The sequence below is a fragment of the Dokdonella sp. genome, assembly GCF_051958935.1.
In the GTDB taxonomy this organism is placed as follows: Bacteria; Pseudomonadota; Gammaproteobacteria; order Xanthomonadales; family Rhodanobacteraceae; genus Dokdonella_A.
The window spans coordinates 1-18,341 of sequence record NZ_JBQCFP010000096.1 but is presented as its reverse complement, the minus strand read 5'-3'; the positions used below and the strand labels follow the sequence as shown (position 1 = coordinate 18,341).

The 18,341-nt window shown below is 69.3% G+C and carries 19 protein-coding genes; 4 read left to right on the top strand and 15 right to left on the bottom strand.

Annotated features, from left to right (window positions below; all coding sequences use genetic code 11):
* From ACTHK2_RS08480 to lptF, 5 genes are all read right to left on the bottom strand, one after another.
* Positions 1–863 (bottom strand): class I SAM-dependent methyltransferase (locus ACTHK2_RS08480; RefSeq protein ID WP_440245268.1); only part of this gene is annotated, 863 nt, incomplete at its 3' end.
* Positions 853–1,983 (bottom strand): PilT/PilU family type 4a pilus ATPase, encoded by a 1,131-nt coding sequence (locus ACTHK2_RS08475; RefSeq protein WP_440245267.1) that lies wholly within the window; start codon positions 1,981–1,983, stop codon positions 853–855. The genes ACTHK2_RS08475 and ACTHK2_RS08480, both read right to left, overlap by 11 nt.
* Positions 1,984–2,086: 103 nt before the next feature.
* Positions 2,087–3,223, bottom strand: coding sequence for an acyltransferase family protein (locus tag ACTHK2_RS08470; protein WP_440245266.1), 1,137 nt, complete (start codon positions 3,221–3,223; stop codon positions 2,087–2,089).
* Positions 3,224–3,300: 77 nt separating this feature from the next.
* Complete coding sequence (gene lptG, locus ACTHK2_RS08465) at positions 3,301–4,395, bottom strand: LPS export ABC transporter permease LptG (RefSeq protein ID WP_440245265.1); 1,095 nt, start codon at positions 4,393–4,395, stop codon at positions 3,301–3,303.
* A complete protein-coding gene (gene lptF, locus ACTHK2_RS08460; RefSeq protein ID WP_440245264.1) occupies positions 4,392–5,597 on the bottom strand; it encodes an LPS export ABC transporter permease LptF in 1,206 nt (401 codons plus the stop codon). Before lptF ends, lptG begins: the two co-directional genes overlap by 4 nt.
* 94 nt (positions 5,598–5,691) lie before the next feature.
* Between lptF and ACTHK2_RS08455 the strand changes: the two genes are divergently transcribed.
* From ACTHK2_RS08455 to ACTHK2_RS08445, 3 genes are read left to right on the top strand one after another with little or no spacing between them, the layout of a single operon-like run.
* Complete coding sequence (locus ACTHK2_RS08455; protein WP_440245263.1) at positions 5,692–7,182, top strand: leucyl aminopeptidase; 1,491 nt, start codon at positions 5,692–5,694, stop codon at positions 7,180–7,182.
* Positions 7,179–7,628, top strand: a complete 450-nt coding sequence (locus ACTHK2_RS08450) for a hypothetical protein (RefSeq protein ID WP_440245262.1) — start codon at positions 7,179–7,181, stop codon at positions 7,626–7,628. The genes ACTHK2_RS08455 and ACTHK2_RS08450 overlap by 4 nt, the downstream gene beginning before the upstream one ends.
* Before the next feature lie 4 nt (positions 7,629–7,632).
* A complete protein-coding gene (locus ACTHK2_RS08445; protein WP_440245261.1) occupies positions 7,633–8,055 on the top strand; it encodes a DNA polymerase III subunit chi in 423 nt (140 codons plus the stop codon).
* A gap of 333 nt (positions 8,056–8,388) precedes the next feature.
* On the opposite strand, the gene upp is transcribed toward ACTHK2_RS08445, so the two are convergent.
* Positions 8,389–9,024, bottom strand: a complete 636-nt coding sequence (gene upp / locus ACTHK2_RS08440; protein ID WP_440245260.1) for a uracil phosphoribosyltransferase — start codon at positions 9,022–9,024, stop codon at positions 8,389–8,391.
* Between the two features lie 130 nt (positions 9,025–9,154).
* Here upp and ACTHK2_RS08435 point away from each other — a divergent pair, with 130 nt between their 5' ends.
* Complete coding sequence (locus ACTHK2_RS08435) at positions 9,155–12,019, top strand: valine--tRNA ligase (protein ID WP_440245270.1); 2,865 nt, start codon at positions 9,155–9,157, stop codon at positions 12,017–12,019.
* Between the two features lie 51 nt (positions 12,020–12,070).
* On the opposite strand, the gene rimI is transcribed toward ACTHK2_RS08435, so the two are convergent.
* The 9 genes from rimI to ACTHK2_RS08390 form a co-directional block, all read right to left on the bottom strand.
* Positions 12,071–12,505: a ribosomal protein S18-alanine N-acetyltransferase gene (gene rimI / locus ACTHK2_RS08430; RefSeq protein ID WP_440245269.1), complete on the bottom strand. Its 435-nt coding sequence runs from the start codon at positions 12,503–12,505 to the stop codon at positions 12,071–12,073.
* 151 nt (positions 12,506–12,656) lie between these two features.
* Positions 12,657–13,157, bottom strand: coding sequence for a hypothetical protein (locus tag ACTHK2_RS08425; protein ID WP_440245259.1), 501 nt, complete (start codon positions 13,155–13,157; stop codon positions 12,657–12,659).
* Positions 13,150–13,773, bottom strand: coding sequence for an ABC-type transport auxiliary lipoprotein family protein (locus ACTHK2_RS08420; protein WP_440245258.1), 624 nt, complete (start codon positions 13,771–13,773; stop codon positions 13,150–13,152). Before ACTHK2_RS08420 ends, ACTHK2_RS08425 begins: the two co-directional genes overlap by 8 nt.
* Complete coding sequence (locus ACTHK2_RS08415) at positions 13,770–14,696, bottom strand: MlaD family protein (protein ID WP_440245256.1); 927 nt, start codon at positions 14,694–14,696, stop codon at positions 13,770–13,772. The genes ACTHK2_RS08420 and ACTHK2_RS08415 overlap by 4 nt, the downstream gene beginning before the upstream one ends.
* Positions 14,697–14,726: 30 nt before the next feature.
* On the bottom strand, positions 14,727–15,527 hold the full coding sequence (locus ACTHK2_RS08410) for an ABC transporter ATP-binding protein (protein WP_440245255.1): 801 nt from the start codon (positions 15,525–15,527) through the stop codon (positions 14,727–14,729).
* A 1-nt stretch (position 15,528) separates the two neighbouring features.
* Positions 15,529–16,005: a ClpX C4-type zinc finger protein gene (locus tag ACTHK2_RS08405; RefSeq protein ID WP_440245254.1), complete on the bottom strand. Its 477-nt coding sequence runs from the start codon at positions 16,003–16,005 to the stop codon at positions 15,529–15,531.
* 1 nt (position 16,006) lies between these two features.
* Positions 16,007–16,804: an MlaE family ABC transporter permease gene (locus ACTHK2_RS08400; RefSeq protein ID WP_440245252.1), complete on the bottom strand. Its 798-nt coding sequence runs from the start codon at positions 16,802–16,804 to the stop codon at positions 16,007–16,009.
* Positions 16,801–17,142: an STAS domain-containing protein gene (locus tag ACTHK2_RS08395; protein WP_440245251.1), complete on the bottom strand. Its 342-nt coding sequence runs from the start codon at positions 17,140–17,142 to the stop codon at positions 16,801–16,803. The genes ACTHK2_RS08400 and ACTHK2_RS08395 overlap by 4 nt, the downstream gene beginning before the upstream one ends.
* Positions 17,139–18,341 (bottom strand): ATP-binding SpoIIE family protein phosphatase (locus ACTHK2_RS08390; protein WP_440245250.1); only part of this gene is annotated, 1,203 nt, incomplete at its 5' end. The genes ACTHK2_RS08395 and ACTHK2_RS08390, both read right to left, overlap by 4 nt.

Genomic DNA, 18,341 nt, shown 5'->3' with positions numbered 1-18,341 from the left:
AGCAGCGGTGCGCCGATATGCGCGTCGCGTGGATCGACATACAGCGGATGTCCGGCGCACTGCGCCAACACGGGCGGCGGCGCATCGTTGACGACGAGCCAGCGGCGGCCGCGCCACCCGGCGCCCGCGGCGCCGTCGTCGATCGCCTCGAGCAGGCGCAGGTGCGGCTGCGCCGCGAGCAGCGCGTGCAGGCGCTGCTCGGCAAGCGCATGCATCTCGAACACGTCGCGGCTGCGCCAGAGGACCCGTCTCAGCGGGTTCAGCCAGCGATTGGAGGCGACCCCGAACAGGCGCCCGCGCAGGCTGTCGTCGTGGCTGTCGACGAACTGGAACGCGGCGACGCCGCCGGGGGCGAGGATGCGGAAGAACTCCTCGACGTAGCCGGCGGCGAGGTCGGCCGGGATGTGCTGCAGGGTGATGTGCGAGAACACGAAGTCGACGCTCGCGTCGGCGATGCCCTCGATGCGCGTGGATGCGTTGCGATGGAACTCGACGTTGGCGACGTCGGCATTGAGCCGGCGTGCGGTGTCGACCATGCTCGAGGAGACGTCGATGCCGACCGCGCGCCCGAAATGGGCCGCGAGCGCGCGCGTGAGGCGGCCGGCGCCACACCCGAAGTCGAGCGCGAGCTCGCGGCCGCGCGGGTAACCGCGCGCGAACAGCATGGCGAGCTGCGCGCCGACCTCGAGGCGGCCGGTCGCGAGGAACTCGTCGAGGTCCCAGCGGCGGCCGCGTTTGTCGGCGTGCGACAGGACCGCCCATAGAGGGTCTTCGCGCCCGAGTGTCTCCCAGACGCGGCGCAGGCGATCGAGTTCGGGCGTGTTCGGCGGACGGGGTGCTGCGTCGGACGCGTCAGGTTTCAACGAGTTCGACACCATCGAGACCCTGGCTCAGCGTGTGCGCGTCGCCGCCCTGGGCGAGCTTGATGCGCAGGCGCACTTCGTTCGCCGAGTCGGCATGACGCAACGCGTCCTCGTAGCTGATCTCGCCGGCCTGATAGAGCTGGAACAGGCTCTGGTCGAAGGTCTGCATGCCGAGATTGGTCGATTCCTTCATCACGTCCTTGAGCTTGTGGATTTCGCCCTGGCGGATGTAGTCCTGCACGAGCGGCGTGCCGAGCATGACTTCCATCGCGACGCGGCGCGCCTTGCCGTCGGGCGTCGGGATCAGCTGCTGCGCGACCACGCCCTTGAGGTTGAGCGAGAGGTCCATGAACAACTGCTCGCGGCGGTCTTCGGCGAAGAAGTGGATGATGCGGTCCATCGCCTGGTTGGCGTTGTTCGCGTGCAGCGTGCACAGGCACAGGTGGCCCGTTTCCGAGAAGTTGATCGCGTGCTCCATCGTCTCGCGCGTGCGCACTTCGCCGATCATGATGACGGCGGGCGCCTGGCGCAGGGTATTCTTCAGCGCGTTTTCCCAGCTGTCGGTGTCGATGCCGAGCTCGCGCTGGGTGACGATGCAGCCCTCGTGCTTGTGCACGTACTCGATCGGGTCCTCGATCGTGATGATGTGGCCGGTCGAGTTCTGGTTGCGATAGCCGATCATCGCGGCGAGCGAGGTCGACTTACCCGTACCGGTCGCGCCGACGAAGATGATGATGCCGCGCTTGGTCATCGCGAGCGACTTGATCACCGGCGGCAGGCTCAGTTCCTCCACCGTCGGAATCTTCGTCTCGATGCGGCGCAAGACCATGCCGACGCAGTTGCGCTGGTAGAAGCACGACACGCGGAAGCGGCCGACGCCGGTCACCGAGATCGCGAACTGGCACTCGTGCGTCTTCTCGAACTCCTCGCGCTGGGACGGCGTCATCACGTTGAGGACCATGTCGCGCGACTGCTGCGGCGTGAGCGCGTTCTGCGTGATCGGCGTGATGCGGCCGTTGACCTTCATCGACGGCGCGACGCCGGCGGTGATGAACAGGTCGGACGCCTTCTTGTGCGTCATCAACTTCAGGTACGAGGTGAAATCGACGCTGCTGCTCATGGCCATTCCCCGGGCCGGACCTGGCGCCGGCATGCATTCATCTTACACCGCGAGGGCCCGCCCGCCGCGGCGATCCGCGCACATTTCCGCGTGCGCCCGCTGTTCAGCCCATGCCCTGCGTCGAGGTGCCGGCCGGGTCGCGATGGTAGTGGCCACGCAGGCGCAGGAACGGCAGCTCGACAAAGCGGTAGGTCAGGCTCGCGACCGCGAGCGTGATGGGCAATGCGACCAGCGCGGTCTCCAGCAGCGCATCGACGACCGGGCGCCCGCTCGGGGCGAAGCCGAGGCCGGCGCGCAGCAGCGCCCAGATCACGACGAAATGGACGAGGTAGATCGAGTACGACACTTCGCCGATGCGCGCGAGCAGCCACGACCAGGCGCCGGTGGCGGCATTCGCCGCCTCGACGTAGCCGATCACGAAGGCAGCCCAGAACAGCGCTTCGAAGGTCGGCCAGGCGGCCTTCCATGCCGGCGAAGCGGGCCAGCCGCCGGCCGCATTGAATGCCGCCAGCCCGGCGACAGCGACGACGAGCGCGCCCGCGGCGAGCGCGGCGCCGCGGCGCCGCGACAACGGCCGCGTGCGGAACAGCCACGCCGCACACATGCCGACGAGGAACTGGTCGAGGCGCCCGAGGATGGTCAGGTAGCCGAGGTCGCGCGCATCGGCGCCGAAGAATACCGCGGCCGCGCGGAACAGCAGCAGCACCGCGAGCATGCCCGCGAGCTGGCGCAACCAGCCGGTCTTGAGCACCGCGAGCAGCAGCGGGAACAGCAGGTAGTACTGCCATTCGATCGCTATCGTCCACAGCATGCTGGTGAACGGCGGCGCGACCAGCGCGCCGGAAAGGTTGCCGAGGCCGAACACGGTCTGCGCGAATCCCGCCAGCGTGAAGCGATCCGGGAACGCGGCGATTCCGCCGAACACCAGCAGCAGGAACAACGGATACGTGCGCAGAAGGCGATTGCGGATGAAGCCCCAGGCGTCGACCGCGCGGTCGAGCGCGCCGTAGGTGAGGATGAAACCGGACAGAACCATGAACAGCGCGACCGCGGTATGACCTTCGGCGAGCGCGGCGAGCAGCGGATTGGCCGGTTGCAGCCAGGCGTCGATGCCGAACTCGCGATGGAAGCGCGCGTCGTACGAAAAGAGGTGCAGGCCATGGTAGAACACGATCAGCAGCGCCGCATACGCGCGCAGGTGGTCCACCGCCGGGAAGTAACGGATGTTCGGGCTGCGCATCCTGTTTCGCGTCGTGCCTGGGGATTGCGGCGGACTATAGCCGCTCGTACGACGCCCCGCGCCCGGCCGCCCGCGGCTCAGGCGTGGCGGCGGAAGTAGGCGACCGCGAGCGCGACGAGGATCAGCGGTGGCAGCAGGTTCGCCGCCGCCGGATGGAAACCGTAGACCGAGCCGATGCTGACGATCGCCCGCTGCAGCAGGTAGAAGCCGAGCGCGAGCACGATGCCGATGAACAGGCGCTTGGAAAGACCGCCGCTGCGCAGGGCGCCGAACGCGAACGGCACTGCGCAGAACACCAGCACGAGCACGTCGAGCGGATAGAACACGCGCGCCCAGTACGCCTCGCGGAACGTCGAGGCATCCTGCCGGTTGCGCTCGAGTGCGGCGATGTTCTGGCCGAGGTCGCGCAGGGTCATGTACTGCGCCTTGACGATGCTGCTGGCGAGCAGGCCGGGGTCGAGGCGTGAATCCCAGGCGTGCGAATCCTCTTTCGTGCTCGCCGCGCTGCCGTCGCCGAATTCGGTGCGGCGCACGTCGTGCAGCGTCCACCGGCCCTCGACGTGGATCGCATGGCCGGCGAGCGACAGTGCGCGCAGTCGCCCGTCCGGGTCGAACTCGAACACGCGCACGCCGTCGAGATCGACCTCGCCCTGCGCCGCACGCGTGCGGCCGTGCCGCGCGCCGATCACGGTCTCGCCGTCGCGCGCCCACAGCACGCCCTTGGCGAGCGCGACGTCCTTGGACTTCGCGGCGAGTTGCAGCGCCTGCGCCTTGCGTTCGCCGTAGGGGCCGAGCGTCTCGCCGAGCACGACCACTCCGATCGTGAGCAGGCCGAGGGCGAGCGCGACCGACGCGCAGATCCTGAGCTTGGACAGGCCGGCCGCGCGCAGCGCCGTCAGTTCGCCGGTACCGGCAAGGCCGCCGAGGCCGAGCAGGCCACCGATCAGCGCGGCATAACCGAACATCTCGTAGCAGCGCCGCGGCACGGTCAGCATGACGTAGGCGACCGCGCGCGCGAGCGTGTACCCGCCCTGCCCGACGTCGTTGAGTTCGCCGATGAAGATCCGGAATGCATCGAGCCCGACGATCACCGCCCAGGCGACCGCGACCGCACCCAGTACCGACGCTGCGACGAGCCGATCGACGCGCTTGAGGACCGGGCCGCGGATCATGCGCGCCCCGCCCGGCGCGTTGCCTTCAGGCGCTCCCCGCTCCAGATCAGCCAAGCCGCGATCGCGAGCGCCGGCACGTACACCCACCACAAGCCGAAGCCGGCGGCGAGCTTGCCTTGGCCGATCCAGGCGCGGCCGAGCAGCAGGCCGTTGTAGTAGACGAGCCACGCGAGCAGGGCGAGCAGCACGCGCGCATAGCGCGGTTCGCGCGGGCTCGTGCGCGACAGCGGCAGCGCGAGCAGGCCGAGCACGAGCGCGGACAGCGGCGCGGCGAGGCGCCAGTGCAGCTCCGACATCGCGACGGGGTCGTCGCCGCCGCCGAGCAGGACCGTGGTCGGCGCGGCGCGCGTCTGCGCGGCCTCGTCGTCGTCGCTGACGCTGTCGGGCAGCTTGATGTCGTTGCGCGCGAAGCGCATGAGGCGGAAGTCATCCTGGCCGAGCTTGCCTTCGACGCGAAAACCGTCCTGCAACGCGATGTAGCGCCCTTCGCCGTCGGCATCGTGATAGAGGAAGCCGTGGGTCGCGGTGATCACGTCGATGCGCGTCGTGCCCGTTTCGCCGTCCGGCCGTTCGCTTTCGATGAACATGCGCTTGAATTGCGTGCCGTCGGCCGACATCTCGCCGACGTAGATGACGCCGTCGCGACCGGGCAATTCGACGAAACGGCCGGGCTCCAGGCCGGCGACGATCAGCGAACGGCTGGCCTCGGTGAGCAGGCGCTGCGAGAGGCGGTCCGACGCCGGCGCGATCCAGAACGAGATCGCGGCGAGCGCGGCCATGGTGGGCAGCACGAACAGCATGAGCGGCCGCAGGAGGCCCGTGGCGTCGAGCCCCGAGGACTGCAGCACGGCCATCTCGCTGTCGCGCCACAGCCGTCCGTACGCGGTGAGCACGCCGAGCAGGACCGCGAGCGGCAGGAGGATCGTCAGCGTACCGATCGCGCGCAGGCCGATCAGGGTGAACAGCAGTTCGGCCGGGATGCGTCCCTTGGCGATCTTGGCGAGGAGGTCCGCGACCGCGCCGCCGACCATGACGAGCAGCAGGATCGCGGTCGCCGCAAGGAAGCCGACGGCGAGCTCGCGCAGCAGGTAGCGATCGACGATGCGCAGGGCAAGCGGGTTGTTTTGCCTTAGAATGGAGAGCTTCATGCGCTGGTTATGACGGCGCAGGCCGGCGCGCGAAGCGCCGCGGCTGCCCGTCACGCGGTCCGGTCGATCCGGCCGTGTCCGACGAAGGGCGCACAGTGTAACCGCGCGCGCACCCGGAACATCCACACCCCTGGCGGAACCCCTCCCGATGAGTACCTTGAAGTTCAGCATCCGCAGCGACGCACCGGAACGCGCCGCGACCCCGTGCCTCGTCGTCGGCATCCACGAGGAACGCGTGCTCGGCGCGGCGGCGCAACGCGTCGACGCGGCGGCAGGCGGGGCGATCCGGCGGCTGGTCGAGAGCGGGGATGCGAGCGGCAAGGCCGGCACGTCGATCGTCCTGTTCGGCCTGCCCGGCGTCGCCGCCGAACGCGTGCTCGTGGTCGGCCTCGGCGATGCGAAGAAGTTCGACGCGGCGGCGTACCACCGCGCCGCCAACGACTCGGCACGCGCGCTGAAGGCGCTGCCGATCGCGTCCGCCTATTCGACCCTGACCGGACTGGACGTGCCGGGCCGCGACGACGCATGGAAGCTGCGCACGGCCGCCCTCGCGGCCGACGCGCAGGCGTACCGCTACACGGCGACGTTCAAGCCGAAGGAAGCCCCGAAGACCGCGCAGCTCGAGGCGGTCGAATTCGCCGCCGCGGCGCCGGCGCCGCGCGCGCTCGCCGAAGCCGGCGCGATCGCCGCCGGCGTACGCTTCGCCAAGGAGCTCGGCAACCTGCCGCCGAACATCTGCAATCCGTCCTATGTCGCGGCGCAGGCCAAGCGCATCGCCGACGCGCACGCGGGCGTCACGCTCGAGGTGCTCGAGCGCGAGGACATGGCCAAACTCGGCATGGGGTCGCTGCTCGGCGTCGCGCAGGGCTCGGCCAATCCGCCCAAGCTCATCGTGCTGCACTGGCGCGGCAAGGGCGACGCGAGCCGCCCGTACGCGCTGGTCGGCAAAGGCATCACGTTCGACACCGGCGGCATCTCGCTCAAGCCGGGCGCGGGAATGGAGGAGATGAAGTTCGACATGTGCGGCGCCGCCGGCGTGCTCGGCGCGTTCCACGCCGCGGTGGAGCTGAAGCTGCCGCTCAACCTCGTCTGCATCGTGCCCGCGGTCGAGAACATGCCCGACGGCAACGCGTATCGGCCGAGCGACATCCTCACCAGCATGTCCGGCCTCACGATCGAGGTGCTCAATACCGACGCCGAAGGCCGCCTGATCCTCTGCGATGCGCTCACCTACGCGCAGAAGTTCGACCCGGAAGTCATCATCGACGCCGCGACCCTGACCGGCGCCTGCGTGGTCGCGCTCGGCAAGCACGCGTCCGGCCTCATGACCAAGGACGACGAACTCGCCGACCAGCTGCTCGCCGCCGGCACGCGCACGCACGACCGCGCCTGGCGCCTGCCGCTGTGGGACGACTACCAGGGCCAGCTCGAATCCGGCTTCGCCGACGTCGCCAACATCGGCGGCAAGAACGCGGGCGCGATCACCGCGGGCTGCTTCCTCGCGCGCTTCACCAATGGCCGCCGCTGGGCGCACCTCGATATCGCCGGTACGGCCTGGGACGAAGGCCGCAAGGGGCTCGCGACCGGCCGCCCGGTGCCGCTGCTCGTGCAGTACCTCATCGATCGCTGCGCGACATGACCGACGCGAACGCCCTGCACAAGCGCAAGACCCAGGCGATCGCGGCGGTGTTCGGCGTCAGCCTCGTGGTCGGCGGCCTGTTGGCGGCCCAGCATGCGGACCTGTTCGCCAATCCCGCGGCCGTGCCGGCAGCGATGGAGGCGGTGCGCGGCAGCGGCCTCAATCTCGCCTACCAGATCGCCGTGTTGCTGCTGTGCTTCGCCTGGCTGGAAATGGATTCGCGCGAGCTCAGCATTCGCCGGCCGTGGTGGCTGAACCTCGGCGTCGTCTTCATGACGTCGATCTTCGTCCCGTACTACCTCTACAAGACGCGCGCGCCGGGCCAGCGCGGCGGCGCGATACTCGCCTACTTCGGCGTGTTCTGCGGCAGCATGTTCGCGATGCTGGCCGGCATGGTGCTCGCCATCGCGTTCGTCGGCGCGCCGCCGCCGGGGAAGGGAAACTGACGCCGTGCCGCGCGCCGACTTATACCTCATCGACAAGCCGCGCATTCGCGACGAACCGCTTCTGCTCGTGTGCGAGCTCGCGAAAAAGGCATTCGCGGGCGAGCAACCGACGCTGATCCTCGCGCGCTCGCAGGACCAGGCCGAGGCACTCGACGAACTCCTGTGGTCGTTCGACGAGAGCGCGTTCATCCCGCATCAAATCGCCGGCGACGAAGACGACGCGATCACCGCGGTGCTGATCGTGCCGCCCGGCGTCGACGCCGGCGACCGCGCGCTCGTGATCAACCTGCGCGACACCTGCGCACCGGGCCTGTTCGACCGCGTGCTCGAAGTCGTGCCCGCCGACGAAGCCGAACGCGCGGGTTCGCGCGAACGCTGGAAGACCTACAAGGCCGCCGGCTTCGACGTCGCCAAGCACGACATGTGACCGCTCCGTCAGGTGCGTGAAGGGAAAGACTCAAGCTTGAAACACGAGGCACACCGAGCACACGAAGATGGAACAAAAGAAACTTGGTTCTTCTGTTCTTCGTCTGCTATGCGATTCGTGTTTGACGGGCCTGTTCGCGCGAACGCCTGAAGACGACAAGGCTATCAGCCCGGATATCGCCAAGAGCGACATGTGCCGCGCCTTTGAGCGCGCGAAGGAAAGGCCTCGAGCCTGAAACGCAAAGCGCACGAACGCAGGACAAAGAGACCTGGCTCACCTTCGTGTGCTCGGTGTGCTTCGTGTTTCAAGCTTTTCGGCTCCGAGCTGCCCGCCTCAAGGCCGGGTACCGAAGTAGCGGTCGCCGGCGTCGCCGAGGCCGGGCACGATGTAGCCGCGTTCGTTGAGGCGCTCGTCGATCGCGGCGGTGAAGACGGCTACGTCGGGGTGGCGCGCGCGCAGGTTGGCGATGCCTTCCGGACAGCTCACGAGGCAGACGAAACGCAGCGAGCGGGGGCGCTGAGCCTTGATGCGGTCCAGCGCGGCAATCGCGGAGTTGCCGGTCGCGAGCATGGGGTCGACGACGATCACGTCGCGCGCCTCGAGGTCGCGCGGCATGCGGAAGTAGTATTCGACCGGATGCAGGGTCTGCTCGTCGCGGTAGAGGCCGACGTGGCCGACGCGCGCCCCCGGCACGACGTCGAGCATGCCGTCGAGCAGGCCGATACCGGCGCGCAGGATCGCCACCAGCACGACCTTCTTGCCGTCGATCGCATGCCCGGTCGTCGCGGCGACCGGCGTCTCGATCGCGACGTCGCGCAGCGGCAGGTCGCGCGTGACCTCGTAGGCCATCAGCGCGGCGAGCTCACCGAGCAGGCGGCGGAACTCGATCGTGCTGGTCTGCTTCTTCCGGAGCAGGGTCAGCTTGTGCTGCACCAGCGGATGCCCGATCACCTGCACGCCTTCCGTCATCGCCTTTCCTCCGTCCTTTCTCCCACGATACCGCGGGATGCGCGCGCCGCGGTACGCGGCCGCCGCGCCCGCCCCTGCTAGAATGGCCGACCCCTCTCCGGAAAGGGCCGCACGAAGGCCCGCGGAGCGCCTGGACAACAGTTTCGAACCCGGCCAGATCGAATCGAAGTGGTATGCCCTGTGGGAGGCGAACGGCCTGTTCGCACCCGCGCCGAGCGGCGAGCCCTACTGCATCCAGTTGCCGCCGCCGAACGTCACCGGCACCCTGCACATGGGGCACGCGTTCCAGCAGACGATCATGGACGCGCTGATCCGCTACCACCGCATGCGCCTGGCTCCCAATGGGCGGCGATACCGCACGCTGTGGCAGGGCGGCACCGACCATGCCGGCATCGCGACGCAGAAGATCGTCGAGAACCAGCTCGCCGCCGAAGGCAAGTCGCGCCACGACCTCGGGCGCGAGGCCTTCGTCGAGCGTGTCTGGGCCTGGAAGGAGCAGTCGGGCTCGACCATCACGAACCAGATGCGCCGCATCGGCGCGTCGGTCGACTGGTCGCGCGAGCGCTTCACGATGGACGAAGGCCTGTCCGCCGCGGTGCGCCGCGTGTTCCTGCAGTGGTATCGAGACGGCCTGCTCTACCGCGGGCGCCGCCTGGTCAACTGGGACCCGGTGCTGATGACCGCGGTGTCCGACCTCGAGGTCAACAACGAGGAGAAGGACGGCTCGCTGTGGTCGATCCGCTACCCGGCGAGCGACGGCGGCGAAGGCCTCGTCGTCGCGACCACGCGCCCGGAAACCATGCTCGGCGACGTCGCCGTCGCGGTGCACCCGGAAGACGACCGCTATCGGGCGCTGATCGGCAAGACCCTGCAGTTGCCGCTCACCGGCCGCGAGATCCCGGTCATCGCCGACGACTACGTCGACCGCGCGTTCGGGACCGGCTGCGTCAAGATCACGCCCGCGCACGACTTCAACGACTGGCAGATCGGCGCGCGCCACGGCCTCACCCCGATCGTCGTGCTCACGCTCGACGCGAAGATCAACGATGCAGCGCCGGAGAAGTACCGCGGCCTCGATCGCTTCGCAGCGCGCAAGGCGGTGCTCGCCGATCTCGAGGCCGCCGGCCTCCTGGTCGAAACGAAGAAACACAAGCTGCAGGTGCCGGTGAGCCAGCGCTCGGACGCGGTCATCGAGCCGATGCTGACCGACCAGTGGTTCCTCGACCTGACGCGCGAGACCCTGCCGGACGGCCGTCCGGGCGGACGCAAGGCGATCATCGAACCCGCACTCGCCGCGGTGCGCGACGGCGAGATCCGCTTCGTGCCCGACAACTGGGCGACCACCTACAACCAGTGGCTCGAGAACATCCAGGACTGGTGCGTGAGCCGCCAGCTCTGGTGGGGCCACCAGATTCCCGCGTGGTACGACGAGGCCGGCAACATCTTCGTCGGCGAGGATGAAGCGGACGCGCTCGCGCACGCGCCGGCCAAGCCGGTCGGTGCGCTGCGTCGCGACGAGGACGTGCTCGATACCTGGTTCTCCTCGGCGCTGTGGCCGTTCTCCACGCTCGGCTGGCCGGGCGAGACGCCCGCACGCGCGGCCGAATGGGACGAGTTCAAGGCGTTCGTGCCGAGCAACGTGCTCGTCACCGGTTTCGACATCATCTTCTTCTGGGTCGCGCGCATGGTCATGGCGACCCAGTACTTCACCGGCAAGGTGCCGTTCCGCGAGGTCTACATCAACGCGATCGTGCGTGATGCGGAAGGCCAGAAGATGTCGAAGTCGAAGGGCAACACGGTCGACCCGCTCGACCTCATCGACGGCATCGACCTCGAAACGCTGGTGAAGAAGTCGACTGCCTCGCTGCTGATCCCGCAGGTGCGCGAGAAGGTCGAGAAGCGCATCCGCAAGGACTACCCCGCCGGCATCCCCGCGGTCGGCGCCGACGCGCTGCGCTTCACCTTCGCCGCGCTGGCGAGTTACGCGCGCACGATCAACTTCGACCTCAAGCGCGCCGACGGCTACCGCAACTTCTGCAACAAGCTGTGGAATGCGACGCGCTTCGTGCTCATGAACGCCGAGGGGGAGATCGCGCCCGCGCACACCGCGCCCGCGACCGAAGCCGAGCGCTGGATCCTCACTCGCCTGTCGCGCACGCTGGCCGAGGTCGAAACCCATTTCGCGACGTATCGCTTCGACCTGCTCGCGCAGGCGCTGTACGAATTCGTCTGGAACGACTACTGCGACTGGTTCCTCGAGCTCACCAAGCCTGCCCTGAGCAAGGCTGAAGGGCCGACGCCGAGCGGCGGCGACGCGGCAGCAGCGGCGTCGACGCGTCGCACCCTGCTCGTCGTGCTCGATGCGGTGCTGCGCGCGCTGCATCCGATCATGCCGTTCATCACCGAGGAACTGTTCCACGAGGTCGCACCCGTGCTCGCGGGATCCGGCGCATCGGACGGCGTTCCGGTGAGCATCTCGACCCTCACCTATCCGCGCGCGGCGGACTTCGCGACCGACGACGCGGCCACCGCGGAAATCGAATGGCTCAAGGCCGTGCTGACCCAGGTGCGGCGCATCCGCAGCGAGATGGGCATCGCGCCGCGCAAGGAGATCCCGCTGCTCTATGTCGGCGGCGGTGCGATCGACCGCGCGCGCACGACCCAGTTCGGCGCACAAATCGGGTTCCTCGCGCGGGCCGAGTCGCAGCGCTGGCTCGATGCCGGCGAAGCGGAGCCCGCGGCGGCGGCCGCGATCATCGGCGAGATGAAGCTGCTGATCCCGCTCGCCGGCCTGATCGACCTCGCTGCCGAACGTGCGCGCCTCGAGAAGGAGATCTCCCGCCTCGACGGCGAGATCGCGAAGTCGGGCACGAAGCTCGGCAACTTCGGCGAGAAGACGCCGTCCGCGGTGGTCGAGCAGGAGAAACAGCGCCTCGCCGATTTCACCTCGACCGTCGGCGCATTGCGCGAACAGCGCGCACGCCTCGGAGGCTGAGTCCGTCCAGCGTCGCGCCTCGATTGCCCGGAGCGCGACGGCTGCGACCGTTCACTCGGGCGGCAGCAGCTCGATCGCCATGACGAGCGCGTCCTCGCGCCCCTTCTTCGCCGGGTAGTAGTTCGGCCGGCGGCCGAATTCGTTGAAGCCGAGCGAGTCGTACAACGCGATCGCGCGCGGGTTCGACGGCCGCACTTCGAGGTAGACGCGCTCCGCGCGATGCCAGCGCGCGACGTCGAGCAGGCGCTTGACGATGCGTCGCCCGTAGCCGCGGCCATGCAGGCCCGGCAGCACGCAGACATTGAGGACGTGCGCCTCGTTCGCGCCGCTCGACAGCACGCCGTAGCCGACGATCGCATCGGCGTCGACGAGCACGACGCACTCGTAGGCTGCGCGCAGGCAGTCGGCGAAGATCGCGCGGCTCCACGGGAATTCGTAGGCGAGCGCCTCGATCTCCGCGACCCGGTCGAGGTCGTCGGCCTGCATGCGGCGGAACTCGGGTTGTGCCTGTTTGAGGATCGCGACCACGATCGAACCGGCGCAAGCGCCCTCCTTCCGGTACCGCCGGAAGTCGAGCGCATCTTGCCACGAATGAATGCCGCCAACCCCGCGCGGGCGCGCGCCGGGCGGCGTTCGCCTACCGTTCGTCGCCGCGCGCGGGCCGGCGCAGCGGACGCACGATGCGCTTGAGCTCGCTCCACAGCGCGCGCTTGGCACGCGCATCGCCGGCGAGCGCGGCCGCTTCCACCGTGACGACCCAGCCCAGCTCGCGCTGCCGCTGCGCGCTCAAGGCCGCGCCCGCGGCGCGGGCACGCGCCTCGCCGAACGCGACGAGCGCGCGTGCATCGGCGAGCGCTGCCTCCTCCGCGACGGCCGCCCGGGTACAGGCGACGCGCGCGAACGCGAGCGCACGCGCGACCGCGCCAAGCAGCGCCGCACCGCGCGCGCTCGACGCATCGCCGAGCAGGAGCACGCCGCCCGCGCCCGGCTGCCCGGCTGCGCCCGCCGCCGGTGGCGAGGCGGCCGACGGCGCGGCGACCGCATCCGGCGGCGCCGCTTGCGCCGGGCGCGATGCACCGCGCGGCACGTAGACGTCGATGCCGATCTCGGCGAGCCGATGGAGATCGTGCTCATCCATGCCCGGCGTCTCCACGTCGATGCAGATCCGCATGGAATCGCGTGTAGATGCGATCGAGCGCGGCGCCATAGGCATCCACGGTCGACTTGATGTCGTTGCCCGCGGCGGCCTGCTCGGCGCGGTAGTAGTCGTCGACGATCGGCCGGGCGTCGCGGCCGTCCGCGCGCAGCTTGAGCGCGACCACCGCGGTCCAGCCGCCGGCCGCCGCCGGCACGCGGTCGAAGCGCAGGATGATCCCGCGGATGCGCACCGCCGGCGTACTCGCCGGCAGCTCGTCGGTGACTTGCGCTGCAATCTTCGACTCGCGCAGCAGTGCGATCAGGCGCCGCTGCAGCACGCGCGTCGGTGGATCGGTCCAGAGCTGGTAATGGTACTGGCGCAGCTGCTGCGCGTCCGGGTCGAGTGCGTAGATGAGGGCTTGGTCGGCATAGAGCCCGTCCGCACCGAACGCATCGACGACGAGCGGCTCCGCGAATGCCGGTGCCGGCGCGACCTCGAGCGGCTGCGGCCGCGGCAGCCGGAAGTAGGTGAAATCCGGCACCGTCGGCGCGCCACAGCCGGCGAGCGCGAGCATGCCCGACAGCAGCGCTGCACGTATCGTCGTCGATGTCCTCATTGCGGCTCTTCCTGCAGCTTGTCGGCCTTCGGCGCGAGGATAAGCCGATTGGGATGGCTGCGGATCTCGCGGCTGAACTCGTCGAGGTTGCGGCTCGAGGACTCGAGGTGATGGGTGATCACGTCCATCCGCGCCGATAGCGCGCCGAGCACGCTCGTGAGGTCCTGCACCGCGCGGCGCACGTCGGGCCGGTTGTCGCGTGCGATGCCGGCGAGGTCGCCGAGCGCCTCGTCGAGTGTCGCGCGCGTCTTGCGCAGTTCCGCGCCGAGGTTCTTCACCTCGCCGAGGATCGCGCCGACCGCGGCGCGGTTCTCGGGCTTGAGCAGGTCGTTGATAGAATCGGAGGCGTGGTTCGCGCGCTCGAGCAACGCGCGCGTCTGCTCGAGGATCACGGGCGTCGTCTTGTCGATCGTGCCGGTGATCGAATCGACGCGCTGCGACAGCGTCGCGATCAGCGGCGAGATCTGCGTGCGCGTGAGTTCACTGACCTGGCCCGCGAGTTCGTTCATCGCGGCGAAGATGTCGGCGCCCTCGATGCCCCTGAGCTCGCCGCCGGGCGCCAGCGTGTCGTGGCTCGTGCCCTCGTGGATGCCGATCGAGACGTCGGCGAGCAGGCCGCTCGACTGCAGCCGCGCCGGGCTGTCGACCGGGATCGGCCAGTCGCGGCGGATCGCGAGCACCACCTTGTAGCGCGTGCCCTCGGTGGTGCGCTCGGGCGTGACCCCGCCCACTTGGCCGACGCGGTAGCCCTCGTAGAACACCGGCGCGCCGTAGCGCAGCCCGGTCACATTGCGGTAGCGCACGACGTAGTCGGTGCTCGCGACGCCCTTGCCGGTGATCAGCGCGAGCGCGACGAGCAGCAGCGCGATCGCGCCGACGACGACCGCTCCGACCAGCGTGTAGTTGATGGTGTCGCGTTTCATCGATGACGCCCCTTCCTCCCGACCTGCATTCTAAGCTTCCTCTTCGGTCAGGCGCTTGAGGTACGCGTCGGCATCCACCTGCACTTCGCGCGGGCGACGGTTCAACAGGTCCTGGATGCGCTCGTTGTCGCTCGCGCGCACCGCGGCCACCGTACCGGTCGTGAGGATGTTGCCCTGGTCGAGCACGGTGATCGTGTCGGCGATCTTGAACGCGCTCTCGAGCTCGTGGGTGACGACCACGATCGTCATGCGCAGCGCATCGCGCAGGCGCAGGATCAGTTCGTCGAGTTCGGCCGACACGACCGGATCGAGCCCGGCGGACGGCTCGTCGAAGAACAGCAGGCGCGGGTCCATCACGATCGCGCGAGCGAGCGCTGCGCGCTTGACCATGCCGCCCGAGAGCTGGCTCGGCATCAGGTCCTGGAAGCCGCCGAGGTTGACCACCTCGAGCTTGAGCCGACTCATGATGCGGATCGTCGACTCGTCGAGCGTCGTGTGCTCGCGCAGCGGCAGCGCGACGTTCTCGCCGACGGTGAGCGAGGTCAGCAGCGCACCGCCCTGGAACGACACGCCGATGCGCTTGCGCACGTCGAGCATCTCGCGTTCGCTCGCCTGGCCGAGATCGACACCGAACAGCTTCACGCGCCCCGACACCGGCCGCTGCAGGCCGAGCAAGTGCCGCAGCAAGGTGCTCTTGCCCGAGCCCGAGCCGCCCATGATGACGCGGATCTCGCCCGCGTTGACCGCGAAGTCGACCCCGTGCAGCACGCGCCGTCGGCCGTACCAGGCTTCGAGCTGCTCGACTTCGATGAGTGGTTGCGGCGCGTTCATGTCAGCCGCCGTCGCCTCCCTGAATCGAGGCGTGGAAACGGTCGATGCAATCGCCGCAGATCATCGCCCGATCGCCTTCCACCATCAGCGCGTCGATCTCGAAGTGGAAGCGGCCGCAAAATGAACATCGTTCATCGCGGCACTCGTCCAGCAGGGCCCGTGCGAAGTCCATATCCGAGTAAGGAGCGACATGCCATTTGCCGGCGAGGCCGTCGTAGCGCGCGTTCGCATCGGCCATGACGTCCTCGATACCGCCCTTTCCGGAAACCCCGAGGCAGGTCCATGCCTCGTCGCAATGAAAAAGCAGGATGTCGTCGTCGACGAGGTTGCGCACGATCGCCAGTCGCGGGACCGCACCGAGCTCTTCGTCATTTACGAAAATCTTGCCCTTTGGCGTGTAGCGGACGGTTTCATCGACGAGCGCGTAGTGCAAGACGCGAGCGCAATCGATCAGCGGCGGGACGGACGCGTCGTTCATGTCATCGATTCAGGAAGAACGAAAACACCATGTCGACGACGATGATCCAGCAGATCGACAGCACCACCGCGCGCGTCGTCGCGCGGCCGACGCCCTCGGCGCCGCCGCTGACGGAAAAGCCCGTGCTCACGCCGATCAGGGTGATCAGCACCGCGAACACGACGCTCTTCGACAGTCCCTGCCAGAGGTCGCCGGTCGACAGCAGCGACATCGTCTGCAAAAGGTACGCGGCCGGCGTCACGTTGAGCGCGGGCGCGCTGTACAGTGCGGCACCGAAGATCGCGACCGCATTGGCGAAGATCGTGAGCGCGGGCAGCATCACGAGCATCGCGACGAGCGCGGGCGCGACGAGGTAACGCACCGGTTCGATGCCGATCACCGCGAGGGCGTCGACTTCCTGCGACACCGACATCGAGCCGATCCGCGCGGCGAGCGCGGAGCCCGAGCGCCCGGCGACGAGGATCGCGGTGATCAGCGCGCCGAACTCGCGCGTGACCGACTTGGCGACCGCGACGACGACCTGCGACTGCGCGCCGAATTCCGACAGCGAGGCGATGAACTGGATGCCGAGCATGAGCCCGACCGTGAAGCCGAGCAGCGCGACGATCGGCAGGGCGTTCACCCCGATCTCGCGCATCTGCCGCGCGACCGCGGAGAGGCGCACCGGCTGGCCGATGCGCCATCCGGCGAACACGAAGTAGAGCGCCTCGAACAGCAGCATCGCCGCGTAGCCGACGCCGGCGAATGCGCCGAGCGTGGCACGGCCGAGGTCGCCGAGCGCGCGGGTCAGCGCGTTCACGCAGCGAGCAGCGCGTCCGCGCTCGGCACGAGCACGAACACGCGGTCGAGCCGCGCGAGTTCGAGCACCGCGCGCACCGCGTCGCTGACCGCGACGAGCGCGAAGCGACCGCCGTTCTGGCGCGCCTGCTGGAAGCCCTCGACGAGCGCGGCGATGCCCGACGAATCGATGTAGCTGACCGCGGACAGTTCGACGCCGACCGGCGTGCCCGTGGCGAGTGCGTCGAGCACGGCGCGGCGCACGTCCTGCGACCAGGACAGATCCACTTCGCCGCTGAGGCGGACCAGCACGTAACCGTCGCCGCGTTCGGCGGCGATGCCATTCGTCGACACGCTCATGCCTCGTTCGCCTCCCCGGCGATGTCTTCGATGCGTTTGTGCATGACCAGGCGATTGCCACGGCCGCACGCGGCCGGCTCCACGCGCCAGTCGTCCATGACCTCGTCGATGAGCGCGATGCCGAGGCCGCCGCAGCGCATCTCGCCGAGCGGCTTGGGCCTGAGCGCGGCCGGATCGGCGCACGGCGCGGTGTCGCGCAGCTCGAACGCGAGCGTCGTGCCGGTGCGCGCGAGGCGCAGCTCGATGTCGCCCTCGCAGGATGGGCCGTAGCCATGGCGGATGATGTTCGCGCATGCCTCGTCGACCGCGAGCACGAGGCGATCGCGCAGGCGCGGCTCGACACCGAGCGTATCGAGCGCCGCGCGTACCGAGGCGCGCAGTTCGCGCAGCGACGCGGCGCGCGCGGGCATGCGCCGGTCGACGAGCAACTCGGGGTGTTCCGCGCGCGGCGCCTCGACCAGCAGCAGGGTCGTGTCGTCGACGAGGCGCAGTTGCTTCAGGTCGGCGAGCAGGCCGCGCAGGCGCGGTTCGAGCGATGCGTGCGCGTGGCGTGCGATCAGCGCGCGTACGCCGGCGTTGCCGATCGGCCGTCCATCCGCATCGCGGACGTCCGTCGCGCCGTCGGAGAATGCGTAGAACGTACCGCCACCCAGCGCGATCTCGCGCTCTTCGAACACGACGCCGGGCAGGATGCCGAGCGGCGGACCGCCCGACGCGTATTCGTCGAACGCGTCGCCGCGCTGCACGATCACCGGTGGGAAGCCCGCGCCGGCGAAGCGCACCCGCGTCGCCGCGCGGTCGCAGTAGCCGACCAAGGCGCAGACGAAGCGGCCGTCCTGGGTGGTTTCGCACAGCTCGTCGTTCGCGCGCGCGAGCCAGGCGGCGGGTTCGATGCCGTCCTTACCGGCCCAGCGCAGCAGGCTCGCGGCGCGCACCATCAGCAGCGCCGCGTCGAGGCCCTTGCCCGAGATGTCGCCGACGACGAAGCCGATGCGGCCGTCGGCGAGTTCGAAGTGGTCGTAGAAGTCGCCGGAGATCTCGTGCGCGGGGCGGTTCACGCCGATCACCGGGAAGCCGTCGCGGCGCCGGTGCGGCAGCAGGGATTTCTGCAGCCGGCGCGCGAGGTCGAACTCGCGCTTGAGGCGCTGCTGCTCGAGCAGGCTCGCGGCCATGCGCGCGCTGTTGATCGCGAGTGCCGC